The following is a 13,851-nucleotide window of genomic DNA, read 5'->3' as shown; positions in this document are numbered from 1 at the left end:
TGCGATACAGCAGACTTCGAAGTCTGTGCTACACCCTTTCATTGATCTATGAGCGCATTGTTTCTTTCTCCCCCCAGTTTTGACGGTTTCGATGGCGGCGCCGGCGCGCGTTACCAGGCCCGCCGCGAAGTCACCAGCTATTGGTATCCGACGTGGCTCGCGCAACCCGCGGCGCTCGTGCCCGGGTCGAAGCTGCTCGATTGCCCGCCGCACAATATTGGCGTCGAGGAATGCTTGCGCATCGCCAAGGATTTCGACCACGTCATCATCAACACCTCCACGCCCTCGTTGAAGAACGACTGCAAGGTTGCTGAAGCCATCAAGGCCCAAAAGCCTTCCACGAAAATTGGGTTTGTAGGGGCGCACGCAATGGTGCTGCCGACGGAAACCTTGAAGGCATCGCCCGCGATTGACTGGGTTGGCCGCAAGGAATTCGATTACACGTGCAAGGAGGTCGCCGAGGGACGTGAACTCTCGTCGGTCAACGGCCTGTCCTACAGGGAAAAGGATGGAAAGATCAAACACAATCCGGAACGCGAGATGATCGCCAACATGGATGATCTTCCGTGGGTGGCCGATGTCTACCGGCGCGATCTGCAGATCGAGAAATATTTCATCGGTTACCTGCAACATCCGTATGTGTCGATGTACACAGGCCGTGGATGCCCGGCGCAGTGCAGCTTCTGCCTGTGGCCGCAGACGATTGGCGGGCACAAATACCGTGTTCGCAGCGCCCAGAATGTCGCCGACGAAATGGCCTACATGAAGAAGATCTTCCCGCAGGTTCGGGAGTTCTTCTTCGATGACGACACGTTCACTGCCAATCTGCCCCGCGCCCGTGAAATCGCAAAAAAACTGGGGCCTCTCGGCGTCAACTGGAGCTGCAACAGCCGCGCCAATCTCGATTACGACACGATCAAGAGCTTCAAGGACAATGGCCTCCGACTGTTCCTCGTGGGCTACGAATCGGGAAACGACGAAACGCTCAAGCGCATCAAGAAAGGTGTCACCACGGACGAAATGCGCCGCTTCACGAAGGACTGCCACAAGGCCGGCGTGGTGATTCACGGAACGTTCATTCTCGGGCTGCCTGTGGAAACAAAGGAAACGATTGAGCAAACGATCCGCTTCGCGCAGGAACTCGACGTCTTCAGCCTTCAGGTCTCGCTTGCGGCACCTTATCCGGGCACGGAACTTTACGAACAGGCCAGGTTGAATGGATGGTTCGCCAAGAAGGACAAGAGCGATCTCGTGGAAGGCGACGGTTTCCAGCAGAGCGCACTCGAGTACCCAGGTCTGAGCAAAGAACAAATCTTCGAGGAAGTGGAGCGATTCTATCGCAGCTACTATCTGCGTCCGAAGCCGATCCTGCGCATCATCAAGACGATGTTGGAAGACAAGGACGTTTGCGTGCGCCGCCTGCGTGAAGGATACGAGTTCTTCAAGAGCATGGCCCAACGTCGAAGCGACCTGGCGGCCGCCAAGGCGACCGCTTAAGCGTGTCATCCTGGGCGGGGCTGCAAATCAGCGGTGTCGCAGGTTTTCCGCCTGCGTCACGTAATTCACCTTTCCCGCCCGCAGAACCGGGGATTCGCAGGCTTCGCAACTTCCGGCCCGTACCACACAGCCGCCGACGTCGCGTGCCCACTCGAAACGTATTTCCCACCTTGCGGCGACGCGAAGTCGGCTTAATGTCCGCCCATGTTTAAGCACCTTTTTGGCGGCTTAACCGTTTGCAGCATGCCGTTCCTCGCCTGCGGCCAACCCGCGCGTCAGGATGGCAATACTGCCGTTCGCTGGACCTATTCCGCCGATGTTTCCCACTCCTTCGATTCCAGCTTGGAACGCGGTTCCTCTGAGTTTGGCGACTTCAATGCCACCCTGCATCGCGGACAGGTCACTGCGCTGATTCCATGGCGCGAGACGCAATCGTGGAGCGTCGGGCCCCTGTGGGAGTTCGGCCACTTCAACGCCGGTTCCAGCGCCCCGGTTCCGGAGGATGTTTATTCCGCAGCGCTTCGCCTCGGCTATGGTGCGCAGTTCAAGGAGCATTGGAGTTTCCGTGCGGAAATTCGCCCCGGCCTTTACTCCGACTTCGAGGACATCAGCTTTGACGACTTCAACGCGCCCGTGCTGCTGACCCTTACCTACCAGGTGAACCCGCGATTGTTGCTGGCTCTTGGCTTGAACGTGAACCTGCGCAGCGACCTTGCAACCATCGGCGGCCCGGGCGTCCGCTGGCAATTCGCAGACGACTGGACGCTAAACCTCTTTCTGCCGAAGCCTACGGTGGAGCGCACGATCAATGATTCGGTTTCCATTTACGCAGGAGGCGAATGGCGAAGTTCAGCATTCCGGCTCGCCGAGGATTTCGGCTCCCGCCGCGGCCGACCCCGGCTGAACGACGAAGATTTCAGCTACCGTGAACTAAGAGTCCTCGCAGGAACGCGTTGGCAGGTAAGCCCGGCGTTGGGCGTGGCACTTGAGGGGGGCTGCGCATTCCAGCGCAAAATGGAATTCCGTCAGGCCGACACAGCGTTCAATGCCGATGGCGCCCCGTTCGTTCAGTTCGTCGCCAGTGGATCGTTCTGAATGCCTGAACGCGAGCCGGTGATTTACGGCGCGGGAATGAAAATTTTCTGTCCGACGCGAAGTCGATTCTCGTTCAGCCCCGGGTTGGCTTTCTTCACCTGATCCAGGCTCACCTTGATTCCTTCAGCACGGTAGGCCGCAATGACCGAGGAGAGCGTGTCGCCAGACTGGATTTCATACTCGTAGCCCTTGTCCGAAAGTCCTCCGCCGGATTGGGTTGTGGGTGACGTCGACGGGCGTGACGGCGGGGTTGCTGACCGAATGATCGTTCCCACTTCCCGACGGATGTCCTCAAGTATCTTTTCGTTGTCCGCCTTTCGCTTGCGATCGATCTCTTTAAGGTTTTCGGACAAGGCCTTCACGTCCTCCGCTGACGCATACGCGGCGGTGGGCTTGTTCATTTGCTGCTGCAATGCGTCGATCGCCTTGCCTAATTGCTCGATCCTTCGATTTTGTGCGTCCTTCGCCTCGATCAGCACCTCGATTTGGGCGGCCAACTTGTTAAACCGCTCTTCAGTGGCGGCATCCTGTGCGCTCGCGGGAACGCTCGCAAAACAGAGCAAGAGTAACAGCAGAAAGGAAATCCGTTTCATGTGCCGACAATATACCGCCCGTATGGGCGTTCAAGTGACAAGTGGGCATCCGTCGTGCACAGCCGTTACATGCGCCTTCGGGTTCGGAATCTGTCGCACCTTCGAAGACTCAACCTGCGCATTGGCCTATCAGCTGGAACGACGAGGTGCGAACAATTCAGAAACGTTCAGCAATCCGCCAGCCGCCGCCGATGAATTTGAATCGGACTTCCATAGGATCCCATTCACGTCCGGGAACAGTCCCCAAGTGGAGACAAACCCCACCTTCAGCCAATGGTTCCTCCTTGATCAAATAAAACCAATCCGGAAGGCGGAAGTCGCCGTCATCGAACGCCTTGGCGACTCCGTCCGCGGCTTCAGGCGTAAACACCCGCAGCGCCATCTCACGGTTGCGTGTTCGCATCGCCCACAGCCACGTCTCCAAAGTTTGCTTTGGCGTTCCCATCCCAACATTCTGCGCCTCGCCGGTGCGGACATACCCGGCGGGAAGAGAACTGGCGGAATCCTTCGCTGCAAGTTGCACCTTCAGAGCTTCATTTTCAGAGCGTACGGACTCCAGCGTTTTGCGCAGCGCCATCAACTTGCCGACTTCACTGCGCAGCCGCAGCAAATCCGTTTTGATTCCCGGATCAATAGCAACCGATGGCTCCTCTGGTGGCGAAGTATTTGTCATCGACTCCGCCGCGCGCCGATCAAGCTGAAGGGCTTTTTCCTGAGAACGCAATTCCGCCAGGGTTCGCTGTTGAACAAACGCGGCGACCAGCAATGCTGCGGCTGCGACACTCAACAGCAGGAGAGCAATTCTTAGGATCATCGCTCTTGCGCAGCAGGACTGCGTTCCATGAAGAGCTTTCCGTCACGTTGCACAAACCATTCGGGATGCTCTTTCGCGGCACCGAGGTGAACGCTGCCATCGGCCAGGCCGACGGTGCCATGAAAGGGACAACGGGTCAGTACACGCGCTGGCTCGATTTCGGAAGCGGGTGGATCAGAAGACCATTCGTACGAAACGTTAGCCGCCGTGAACGACGCGAAATCAGTTGCCGGTCTCCGTTCCCCATCCGCCGGACATATCAAAATTCGAGGCGTGCTCAGCTCATTGCTCATCGTCACAATGTCTTTCGGATACCGATCCTCGTTATCACCGGCCCATATCCGCGCAGCGAGTCCAACCTGTTTCAGATGGTTCACGCATTGAATTGCCTGGGCCCGTTCCTTCGCCGTTGCAAGCGCCAGCCCTTCCTCCGTCGAGTTTCCCGGCGTTGTTGCCAGCCGGACACGCATCTCCTCGTTCTGCTGTTTCAATCGCGCCAACTCTGTGACCTCGGCTTTCAATTGCAGCGCCGTTTCGCGGAGGAGCTTGATTTCGTCGCCGGCAACGGTGCGGGAGTCTTCCGGCTCCATCGTTTCCAACGGCAAACGTTCTTGCACAGTTTGCTGCGCGTCCTCGCGAAGAGTGGCGATGCTGGCGTTCAGGGCGGCGATTTGCCGCTGCTGAATTCCAACGACCACCATACAGCAGAGCATCAGTCCCGCTGGAATCAGAACAGGCCACCACCAACGTCTCCTGCCCGCAACCACGGCCGGGGTTGCGACAGATTCGCGGGGCTTTCGAATTCGAGCATTCATCAGAAGATCCTCCTTTAGCCCGGAACGCGGGCGCGGCTGTGGAGCCCTTCGCAATAGCTGCTCCAGTTGGTTGGAATCAAGTTTCATAACCGCAATAGTTTCAGGAATGAATTCGCTCGTCCGCCAATGCGTGCTGCAATCGTTCCAGCGCCTTGCGCAGTCGATACTTCACTGTGGATGAGGCGATGTTCATTGCCTCCGACGTCTCATCGAGTGTCAGACCCTGGAAATAGTGAAGATGCACCGCATCGCGCAACTCAGCGGGAAGCTGATCGACGCTCCGATACAGTCGTTGCGCGAGATCAGATGTCGCAGCAGCCGCATCAGGTCCGACGTCGTTTGACACACATTCAGCCCACCATTCATCCGACGCTCGCTCGCCAGGCCGGTGCTTGCGGCGCCAGTCCACATAAACATGATACGCAATGCCGTGTGTCCAGGATGACGCTGACGACCGCCCGGTGAACGACGGCAGGGCGCGTTGCACGCGCAGGAACGTTTGCTGCGTAAGGTCCTCCGCCTCGGAGTCGCTCCCGCTGAGGCGCCGCAGAAAGGCGTAAATGCGTTCATAAAGCTGTTCAATGAGAACGGCCGTCGCCGCAGCGGGATCGCTGCAGGCGAGCTCTTTGATTTCGCGAGCCGTCACATCCATCGTTCTCACCACTTATGTCGAAGTTCAGGGGCACGGTGGACAAAAAAACTTTCTGCAACACTTACGCGGCTCATCATCGCCCCGTAGCGCCGCTGCGCATCAAGCGCTCAACGGGTGCGTGCTCATCCGTGAAAACAGGCGCGGAAGCGGCGGAACTTGGAGTCACATCCCTGAACGATAGCGCCCGAATCCCGAAGGCGGGTAGGCGCACGATGTTTGAGCTCGCCAATCCAGCCGCCTCTTGCTGCACCCAATCCAGATTCACCCGTTCTGCCGATTTCGTTGCGACCAGCACCACATTTCTGCTCGACGCCGCCGGAAACAAATAAACATTCGGGAACACCTCCTTCATCGTTCGGAACATTCCGCCGATGATGTCCGCCTTCCAGCCCTGCACCTGTCCAATCACATTGTAAGCCAGCACGCCGTTGGTGGTCATGTGGCCGTCCGCCAACTGGAAAAACTCCTTCGTGGTCAGGTGCGGCGGGATTGAAGAGCCGTAGCGCGTCGTAGTGTAAGCGTCCAGCATGATGGCGTCGTACTGTTCTCGGGTCCGCCGAAGAAAGACGCGGCCATCTTCGTTGTGAATCTTGTGACGTGGCGATTCTGGAACGGAAAAGAACTGCTTTGCCACATCAACAACAACGGGATCGATCTCCACCGTATCGATCACCGTGTTGGTGTAGTAGTGCAGGAACGAGCGTTGCGTGCTGCCGCCGCCGAGACCGATCATTAGAACCCGCTTCATGCTCCTGTTCCAAAGCCACGGCATATGGAAGAACTCGGTGTATTCGAAGTGTCCCTGCAGCGGGTTTGCGAGCGACATGCGTGTCTCCTGTGTTCCATTGAAGCTCAGCATCCGCATGCCACGCTGGTCAATCACCTGCACATGATGATACGGAGAATACTTCTGGAAAACCATCTGCGCCCGCAGGGGAATGGCAGAGATCCACGCCAACGAAACCATTAAGAAAGCAGCGGAAGCGCGTTTCATGGGTTGCGGTGTTCGGGTTTGATCATCCATCGATCCATCATGAGGCTCAATCCTGCAAGCGCTAGAACGAGCGCCCCCGTGCAGCGGAAGATTGCGGAGATGTCGAAGTAATCGATCAGGATGTAACCTGATCCAAAGACGCCTGCGATGCTTCCAACCGTGCTGGCTGCGTAGACCAGGCCGCTGATGGCCCCGACCGTTTCAAGCCGCGTCGCCGCAAGTCGAATGGTGTAGGGCGATAACACGGCCAGGACGCAGCACGGGAGAAAGAACACCAGTGTGCTGCCAAGCACAGGATCCAGTTTCTGCCACAACGCGGGAATCTCGCGATCCAGCGGATGCCGCATCACGATTGCATCCACCAGTGGCGGGGTAAACTCGGGGATGAACAGGATGAACAAACCCGCCATGGTCAGCGGTATTGCAAGAAATCCAGCGCGTCGAAACTTGTCCGCAAGCGCACCGCCCACGCCATAGCCGAGCGCGAGCGCAACCAGGATGATTCCGATCTGGCTGATCCATACATAGAACGTTCCTCCGAAATCTTTCGCGAGATAGCGGGCGCCAACAATCTCCAGCACCATGACAGCAAACCCGCCAAGAAACACGAAAGCCGCGGCAGCGAGTTTGATCATGACCCGAATGTATCCATGCATTGGCATGCCGGAAATAGAGTTCTCAGGTCGGCCGTTTCCTACGGCGGGTCGTGCCTGTCCGCCGCGCGGTTGAATCCCCACTTCCAAAAATCCAGCCGTCACACTACTCTCCGATCTCGTGAGACCATCCCCTGAGCTGCTTACTCTGCTGCTAATGTTGATGGCGGGATTCGCAGCACAACACTCTCCCGCGGCGCAGCTTGTAGCATGGGGTGAGATGGTCATCCCGTATCTGCCCGCCGACGAAGCCATCATCGATATCGCAGGCGGCGAAGATCACACCCTGGCATTGACTGCTTCGGGAAAGATGATCGCGTGGGGAAGTAATCGACAGCAACAGTCAACGATTCCCCCAAACGTCACCAACGCCATAGCCATTGCCGCCGGGCGCTTTCACAACCTCGCGCTTCAAGCAAACGGAACAGTGCTAAGCTGGGGGGATCTGGCATATACGCCGGCGGGACTTGCCGATGTGATTGCGATCGCCTCTGGCGGGAGCCATAACGTTGCCCTCAGTGCGGACGGCACGGTGCACGCGTGGGGCTATAACTTATTCGGCCAGTGCACGGTTCCCCCAGGTCTCAATAACGTTGCGGCCGTAGCAGCGGGCGGTGATCACACTCTGGCTTTACGAGGTGATGGAAGCGTCGTCGCGTGGGGACGGAATGATAACACGCAAACGAACGTTCCTCCGGCGGCTACGAACATTGTGGCTGTGGAAGCGGGGTTTGACTACAGCATGGCCCTGCGTGCAGACGGGGAAGTCCTCGTCTGGGGCCGGTCGGCATTCGTTCCCGCATCTGTCAGCGCAGTGAGACAGATTGCAGGGAACGGAACGCATCGGCTGGCACTCAAGGAAGACGGGTCAATTGTAGGCTGGGGCGGCTTAAACAATCACGGGCAGAACACCATTCCTTCAAACCTTACAAATGTGGTGAAGATCGCAGCCGGCTCCTATCATTCGCTTGCGCTGAGCAGCAACGGCGTCGTGTCAGCCTGGGGCCGGAACACATCCGGCGAGTGCGTCACCCCACAGCAAATGTCCGATGTTGCACAAATTGCAGGCGGCTTCGGTTTCAATGTCGTGCGGCACGTTGATGGCACCCTCCAGACGTGGGGTGAGATCGACTTCGTCAAGGCTACAGTCTCTTCCGGATTAACCAATGTTTCGGACATCGCCTGCGGCTCGCACCATTGCCTCGCTGCGCTTGGCAACGGGACGGTGGTTGCCTGGGGCTCATCGTCCTGGGGCAAAACAAAGGTTCCCTCAGGGTTGATTGATGCTGTTAAGGTTGCGGCTGGCGCTTCCCACAGTCTGGTTCTCCGCAGTGATGCGACAGTGACGGCTTTTGGCCTTGAAACTCTTACGAACATACCTCCAGGCCTGACAAATGTTGTGGCGATCTCTGCCGGTTCTGCACATAGCGTTGCACTTCGCGGCGACGGCAGCGTGATTGCCTGGGGATCCGGCCTGTTCGGCGTCACAAACGTCCCGCCGGGACTGTCCAACGTCGTTGCGATTTCGTGCGGGGCACATTATTCCATGGCGCTTAGGTCGGATGGAACGGTCGTTGCCTGGGGTGCGAATGAAGTGGGCCAAACAAACGTGCCCGACGATGTGGCCGACGTGATTCAAATTGCCGCCGGCCGTGGTAGCAATCCGCACAGCCTGGCGCTGAAGCGCAACGGTCGCATTGTTGGATGGGGTTGGAACAATCGCGGTCAAATCACCGTTCCCGTCGGCTTGATTGGAGTTCCACAGATCGCGGCCGGGTTCGATCAAAGTTTTGTCATGCTCAACCAACCGTCACTTCATCTATCACTTGGTCAACAAACCGGACAGGTGGTTCTCCGGTTTCCAACGATTCCCGGGATTGCGTATCAATTGCAAGCCGCCGCAGAACCGTTTGGTAATTCATGGGCTGACATTCCTTATACCGCTTTGACCGGCGATGGGACCACCGCTTCAATCACCAACATCATCGTAGCGGAACCAAGGTTTTTCAGGCTGGTTTCCCCGAAGCATGGCCACTAAAAGTTTCGTCCTTGCACGTTCTGGATGTTGTGCTCAGCGACAAAATGGGAGTTTAAGTCACGATAACCGGCCCTGTCCAATGGCCGATTCGCCTCACGGCTATGCGTCTAAAACTCCACGCGTGCGCTCAGTTGCGGGGTCAGGAATTCGTCGGGGTCCAGCACCTGCACCTTGATCTGCAACGTGCCCTTCGCGCGATCCGCTTCTGGCGCAATCTCGGCGACCACGCCATCATAATGCCGGTCGGGATATGCTTCGGGTGTGACGCGGCACTTCTGATCGAGCGCAACTTTTGAAAGGTCCGCTTCGTTTAGATCAATCTCCACCTGGAGATCCTTTGGATCCGCGACAGCCAGCAACGCGGTGCTCGGCCCGCGCAGTCCGCCGAAGCTCTGCGGGACGACGAGTTCCTCAGGATCAACCAGCTTCTCAAGCACGACGCCGTTGATGGGGGAGCGGATCGTGCACCAATCGACATAGGTTTGCGCAAGCTGATGCATTCCCTGCACTTCGCTTACGTTGGCCCGCGCAGCCTGCAATTGGATCCGTGCGTCATCGAGCCGCTGCCTCGATTCAATGTCGGTTCGCGCCAGCTCCTCAATGCGGCGAAAATCCAGCTCAGCCTTGTCGAGGTTTGCCTGCGCCGATGCGAGGGCTCCCGCAGACTGCTGCAATCGGGCACGATATTCCGCATCATCCAGCAGCACGACGACCTGCCCGTTTGTCACGGCATCCCCTTTCTTCACGCCAATCCATTTCACGACACCCAGAAACCGCGGGCTGAGTTCGATGCGCTCCCGATTAATGATGTATCCGCTCACTGTCAGCGCGACGTTATCGTTGGTTGATGAGGACCTTGACGCGGACGCGGTGACATTCGTGGCGCCTGCGCGCTGGGTGTTGATCACCCGTTGTTTATCACTCGACCTCGGCCAGGCATAGAAGATGGCAATCGCGGTTACGCCCAGCACCCCAAGGAAAATCGCCCAGAGCGAACCCTGCGGACGCCGCTTCTTCTCGGGATCGATCTGCAGGTTCTTGAGTTTGTCGGACATGCGCATCGCAAGATGAAGTCAAAGTGAATTCGGGAAAAGAGAAAACGGGACTACGGGACTACGGGACTACGGGACTACGGGACCTGAAACGAACAGTCCTCAAACAACTTTCAACGCCGCAATCACAGGCAACCGTGATGCCCTGACGGCTGGAAAGAAACTGCCCAGTACTCCCACCACAACCGCAAAAACCATCCCTTGCGCCGCCAAACCGGGGGTGATGCGAAACTGAAAGACCACTTCACTGAAGGTGTTGAAGCTCATCGTGCCGAACTGCCAGCCCAGAAATACCGAAAGGCTCTGGAGGCCCAGCGAGATGAGACAGCCAATCGCGCCGCCAATCGCCGCCAGAATCGCCCCCTCAAGAATGAAGCTGGCAAGAATCGTTCGCCGCCTGAACCCCAGCACGCGCAACGTCCCAATCTCCCGCGTGCGCGCACCAACGCTCGCGTACATGGTGTTCATCGCGGCAAAGAATGCGCCGATCGACATCGACACCGCCAGGAAGGTGCCGATCACCTGGAAAATCTGGGACGTGCGCGTCTGCTCGCTGTAATACGCAATTTCCGGGTCCACTCGCAGCGGCAACCGCTTGTCCGCCTCGATTCGCTTCATGAACTCCTGCGCGGCCTCGGGACTGCGCATCCGCACAAGGGCGCTTGAATAATTCTCGCGATCGAACACCGACCGCGCCTCGTCAGCGTCCATCCAGATTTCTGAATCAAAAGCAGTTTCGCCGCCGTCGAAATGTCCCACCACGTGCAGTTCATGACCTCCCGTGCGGAATCTGTCGCCGATTGCGCACTGCGCGAAGCGCTTTGCCATCTTCGTGCTCACCACGACTTCGCGCCCGCCCGGCACAAACCAGCGGCCTTCGACCAGCGTCACCTGGGGACGCAGTTCAACTCCTGCGCGAGAGATCCCACGCATTGTGACATTGGCCTCACCCTTCCCGTCCTGCCGTGGCAGGCTGATCAACACGACAAGGTCTGCGGAGATCAACGGTTGTCCTTGTGCATCCCGCTCAATCTGCGGCAGATATTGCAGCGTCTTGAGCTGCGTGCGATTCACCTGGCTGCTCGATTCCGCCGTAGAACCTTTCCTGACGATCATCAGGTTGCGCGGGTCTCCCGTATTCCGCCCAGACTTTTCCAGCCCGACGGCCAGCGATTGAATCAAGATGTAAACCGCGACGACCAGCGCCACTCCGATGATGGTTGCCATTGTCGCGCGCCAGCGAACAAACACATTCCGAATGTTGTAACGGATCGGCAGCGTCACGGCTCTTCCTCCCGACCCGCAAAGCATTGGCGGATGATCTCCGTCTGCCACAGTCCGCGCGCGAGCCCCTCGACATCCGGAAACAAGGTGCGGCTGTTAATTGCCAAGCGCTCCAGGTCGAGAACGATTCCCGTCTTGTCCTCGCTTCGCACGGTCCATTTGATGAGTTTGGAAACGTCCAGGTCAGTGGGATCGTACGGCTGGCCGGCGCTCTTCACCATGTCCGTCCATGGATCGCTGTGAATCGTGAACACGCCCGACTGCGCAGTCATGCGTGGTGTGGGATTGAAGGGCATAACGAGTTTGATCCCTGCAATCTCCAGCGGCGGCGTGTCATCATGCAAGACGTCGAGCTCGGTGATTTTCCGCCTTCGCTGGATGGCCCAGACTGTGCCATCCACGTTCAGCTTCTCCGTGCTCATATGGTCCTCACTCGAGGGCGGCAGGAATTCCTCGCTCTCGTAAAAGGCGGCGAAGTAAAGCGCGACCAGCGGATTGAAGGTCCAATCCAGCAGCCGGGTGGGAAGCCCGTGATGCCGCGCCACGAACAGGTTCTCCCATTCACTCGCTATGCGTCCAAAGTGTTCGTAACTGTGGCGGCGGAACTGCAACAGCAGGCTTTTTTCCTGCTCGGAAGAAAATGTCACGGAACGGCCGAGGTAATAGTGTTTGCGTCCGATGGACGGCATCAATCCCTCGGTCGGCTGGCCGTGCCCGCGAAAATACAGGCCGAAATCGCCAGCTCCCGCGGCGCGTTTTATCTCCGCGAGAAAGTGTTCCACGCTGCGGATTGTGCCCGCCTCTTCAAAGACAAATTGCGCGTGCTTCATTCAATCCAGGGTTTTAAGTCCGCTGACAACGCTCATCCGCGCGACCGACAGCGCGGGTGCCAGGCTGGAAATAATCCCCAGCGCTGCGGCCACGATTGCAGTAATGGCGAGGATCTTTGGAGTCACTTCAAACGTGATGAAAAAGCCGTTCGTCATTTTCGAGATGTCGGGATTCTGATACGCCCACATACCGATACTGCCGACCAGCAGCGCGATCAACAGGGCAAACACCGCACTGAGGATTCGCCGGTGAAACAGATGGTTGAACATCGACACCGCGATCAATGCTGAGACAGCCATCAGCACGCCTCCTGCGATTTCGCCATGGGTGAACAGCAGCCAGGCTCCGCCCGCGCCCACGACCAATCCAGCGAGAGCGAGTCCAAAGCTCTCCGCGAGGATGAAAGCGAACAGCTCGCGCCGTCGAAAACCGATCGCCTTCAGGATGGCCAGCTCGCGAAAGCGCTCCCGAATCGCCATGCTCATCGTGCTTGCCGAAACAAGAATCAGGGTGAACACCACCACGCTGGAAATCGAGCCGATCAAAACGCGGACGTTGCCGAGCATGGATATGAAGCTGAGTTGAAACGCCCGTTCGCTTTCGGCGCGCACTTCCGCCGACGTGTTCTCGAATGCCTTGTTCACCGCGCTGATCACGCGCGGCATGTCATCCGGACTCGCAACGCGCAACCACCACATGCCCACCCAGCCCGCATTATCGCAGGCATCATCGAGGTACTCGTGATGGAACAGCATGTTCCGGTCATCCGCAGTTCCCGCATAAATCCCGACGATTCGAAAGTTGAGCGTGCACGGATAGATCGTGCTTTCGAGAGTGATCTTGTCGCCGACCTTCAGCTTGTATTTCTCAGCAGTGACTTTCCCGATGATGCATGAATCGCGAATGCTCTCAAAGGCGTCGTATTCCGCAGCCGACATCTTCGCCTCGCCAAAAACCGTTCGAAGCTTTTTCGCATCCATGGCGAACTGCGCGAACGTCATGCTTTCTTCGTTCTGGTACTTGCCACCAAACCAGGTGAACGGCGAAACAGCTTCAACCCCAGGGACGCGCTCGATGACAGGCAGTTGCTTCGCGGGAAGAAGATTGGCGATGCTGATCTTGTTGCGCACGGCAACGCGCAACGCTGCCCCAACATCCTCAGGTGGCAAGGTCAGTTCGCGCAACGTCACCAAAAGGAACACGAGTAGAAACAGGCTGACAGCGACGCTCAGTATTGAAAGCGTCGCGCGGCGCTTGTTGCGCAAGGCATTCTTGACGATGAACGTGGCGGCGGTCATGCCTTCAGTTCGTCAATTCCCCCTTTTCCAGGTGAATCGACCGCGAGCCATAAGCCGCCGCTTTCGGATCGTGCGTGACCATGATGACGGTCTTGGATGCCGTGCGGCTCAATGATTGCAAGACGGTCAGCACCTCCTGGGCGGAGTGCGAATCCAGATTGCCCGTTGGCTCGTCCGCAACGACCAGGCTGGGATCCGTCACGAGCGCCCGCGCAATGGCGACGCGTTGCTCCTG

At 57.9% G+C, this 13,851-nt stretch carries 14 protein-coding genes; 3 read left to right on the top strand and 11 right to left on the bottom strand.

What is annotated here, in order from left to right; genetic code table 11:
* Positions 1-48: 48 nt before the first annotated feature.
* Complete coding sequence (gene hpnJ, locus VEH04_15445; GenBank protein ID HYG24173.1) at positions 49-1,497, top strand: hopanoid biosynthesis associated radical SAM protein HpnJ; 1,449 nt, start codon at positions 49-51, stop codon at positions 1,495-1,497.
* 204 nt (positions 1,498-1,701) lie between these two features.
* Entirely contained in the window at positions 1,702-2,592 is an 891-nt protein-coding gene (locus VEH04_15440; GenBank protein ID HYG24172.1) for a DUF6268 family outer membrane beta-barrel protein, read from the top strand.
* Between the two features lie 23 nt (positions 2,593-2,615).
* Here the strand turns inward: VEH04_15440 and VEH04_15435 are convergent, their stop codons facing one another.
* From VEH04_15435 to VEH04_15410, 6 genes are all read right to left on the bottom strand, one after another.
* Positions 2,616-3,185 carry a LysM peptidoglycan-binding domain-containing protein gene (locus VEH04_15435; protein ID HYG24171.1) on the bottom strand — a complete coding sequence of 190 codons (570 nt, stop codon included), beginning with the start codon at positions 3,183-3,185 and terminating at the stop codon, positions 2,616-2,618.
* Between the two features lie 157 nt (positions 3,186-3,342).
* Positions 3,343-3,999, bottom strand: coding sequence for a hypothetical protein (locus VEH04_15430; protein HYG24170.1), 657 nt, complete (start codon positions 3,997-3,999; stop codon positions 3,343-3,345).
* Positions 3,996-4,814: a hypothetical protein gene (locus VEH04_15425; GenBank protein ID HYG24169.1), complete on the bottom strand. Its 819-nt coding sequence runs from the start codon at positions 4,812-4,814 to the stop codon at positions 3,996-3,998. Before VEH04_15425 ends, VEH04_15430 begins: the two co-directional genes overlap by 4 nt.
* A gap of 100 nt (positions 4,815-4,914) precedes the next feature.
* Positions 4,915-5,466, bottom strand: coding sequence for an RNA polymerase sigma factor (locus VEH04_15420; protein HYG24168.1), 552 nt, complete (start codon positions 5,464-5,466; stop codon positions 4,915-4,917).
* A 73-nt stretch (positions 5,467-5,539) separates the two neighbouring features.
* Positions 5,540-6,460 (bottom strand): fused MFS/spermidine synthase, encoded by a 921-nt coding sequence (locus tag VEH04_15415; GenBank protein ID HYG24167.1) that lies wholly within the window; start codon positions 6,458-6,460, stop codon positions 5,540-5,542.
* On the bottom strand, positions 6,457-7,116 hold the full coding sequence (locus tag VEH04_15410; protein ID HYG24166.1) for a fused MFS/spermidine synthase: 660 nt from the start codon (positions 7,114-7,116) through the stop codon (positions 6,457-6,459). Before VEH04_15410 ends, VEH04_15415 begins: the two co-directional genes overlap by 4 nt.
* 118 nt (positions 7,117-7,234) lie before the next feature.
* Between VEH04_15410 and VEH04_15405 the strand changes: the two genes are divergently transcribed.
* Positions 7,235-9,151 carry a hypothetical protein gene (locus tag VEH04_15405; GenBank protein HYG24165.1) on the top strand — a complete coding sequence of 639 codons (1,917 nt, stop codon included), beginning with the start codon at positions 7,235-7,237 and terminating at the stop codon, positions 9,149-9,151.
* A 107-nt stretch (positions 9,152-9,258) separates the two neighbouring features.
* Here the strand turns inward: VEH04_15405 and VEH04_15400 are convergent, their stop codons facing one another.
* From VEH04_15400 to VEH04_15380, 5 genes are all read right to left on the bottom strand, one after another.
* Positions 9,259-10,206, bottom strand: coding sequence for an efflux RND transporter periplasmic adaptor subunit (locus VEH04_15400; protein ID HYG24164.1), 948 nt, complete (start codon positions 10,204-10,206; stop codon positions 9,259-9,261).
* A gap of 99 nt (positions 10,207-10,305) precedes the next feature.
* Positions 10,306-11,487: an ABC transporter permease gene (locus VEH04_15395; GenBank protein HYG24163.1), complete on the bottom strand. Its 1,182-nt coding sequence runs from the start codon at positions 11,485-11,487 to the stop codon at positions 10,306-10,308.
* Entirely contained in the window at positions 11,484-12,317 is an 834-nt protein-coding gene (locus tag VEH04_15390) for an FRG domain-containing protein (GenBank protein ID HYG24162.1), read from the bottom strand. The genes VEH04_15395 and VEH04_15390 overlap by 4 nt, the downstream gene beginning before the upstream one ends.
* A complete protein-coding gene (locus VEH04_15385) occupies positions 12,318-13,616 on the bottom strand; it encodes an FtsX-like permease family protein (GenBank protein HYG24161.1) in 1,299 nt (432 codons plus the stop codon).
* A gap of 4 nt (positions 13,617-13,620) precedes the next feature.
* Positions 13,621-13,851, bottom strand: a 231-nt coding sequence (locus VEH04_15380; protein HYG24160.1) for an ATP-binding cassette domain-containing protein, incomplete at its 5' end; no start/stop codon positions are given.

Source organism: Verrucomicrobiia bacterium (assembly GCA_035629175.1).
Classification (GTDB): Bacteria; Verrucomicrobiota; Verrucomicrobiia; order Limisphaerales; family DASXHY01; genus DASXHY01.
This window is presented reverse-complemented; position numbering and strand designations above follow the sequence as displayed.

Excerpts from the sequence above, each read along its gene's own strand:
- VEH04_15435 (HYG24171.1), bottom strand. The coding sequence starts at position 3,185 with ATGAAACGGATTTCCTTTCTGCTGTTACTCTTGCTCTGTTTTGCGAGC.
- VEH04_15385 (HYG24161.1), bottom strand. The coding sequence starts at position 13,616 with ATGACCGCCGCCACGTTCATCGTCAAGAATGCCTTGCGCAACAAGCGC.
- VEH04_15415 (HYG24167.1), bottom strand. The coding sequence starts at position 6,460 with ATGAAACGCGCTTCCGCTGCTTTCTTAATGGTTTCGTTGGCGTGGATC.
- VEH04_15410 (HYG24166.1), bottom strand. The coding sequence starts at position 7,116 with ATGCATGGATACATTCGGGTCATGATCAAACTCGCTGCCGCGGCTTTC.
- VEH04_15430 (HYG24170.1), bottom strand. The coding sequence starts at position 3,999 with ATGATCCTAAGAATTGCTCTCCTGCTGTTGAGTGTCGCAGCCGCAGCA.
- VEH04_15425 (HYG24169.1), bottom strand. The coding sequence starts at position 4,814 with ATGAATGCTCGAATTCGAAAGCCCCGCGAATCTGTCGCAACCCCGGCC.
- VEH04_15400 (HYG24164.1), bottom strand. The coding sequence starts at position 10,206 with ATGTCCGACAAACTCAAGAACCTGCAGATCGATCCCGAGAAGAAGCGG.
- VEH04_15390 (HYG24162.1), bottom strand. The coding sequence starts at position 12,317 with ATGAAGCACGCGCAATTTGTCTTTGAAGAGGCGGGCACAATCCGCAGC.
- VEH04_15440 (HYG24172.1), top strand. The coding sequence starts at position 1,702 with ATGTTTAAGCACCTTTTTGGCGGCTTAACCGTTTGCAGCATGCCGTTC.
- VEH04_15420 (HYG24168.1), bottom strand. The coding sequence starts at position 5,466 with ATGGATGTGACGGCTCGCGAAATCAAAGAGCTCGCCTGCAGCGATCCC.
- hpnJ (HYG24173.1), top strand. The coding sequence starts at position 49 with ATGAGCGCATTGTTTCTTTCTCCCCCCAGTTTTGACGGTTTCGATGGC.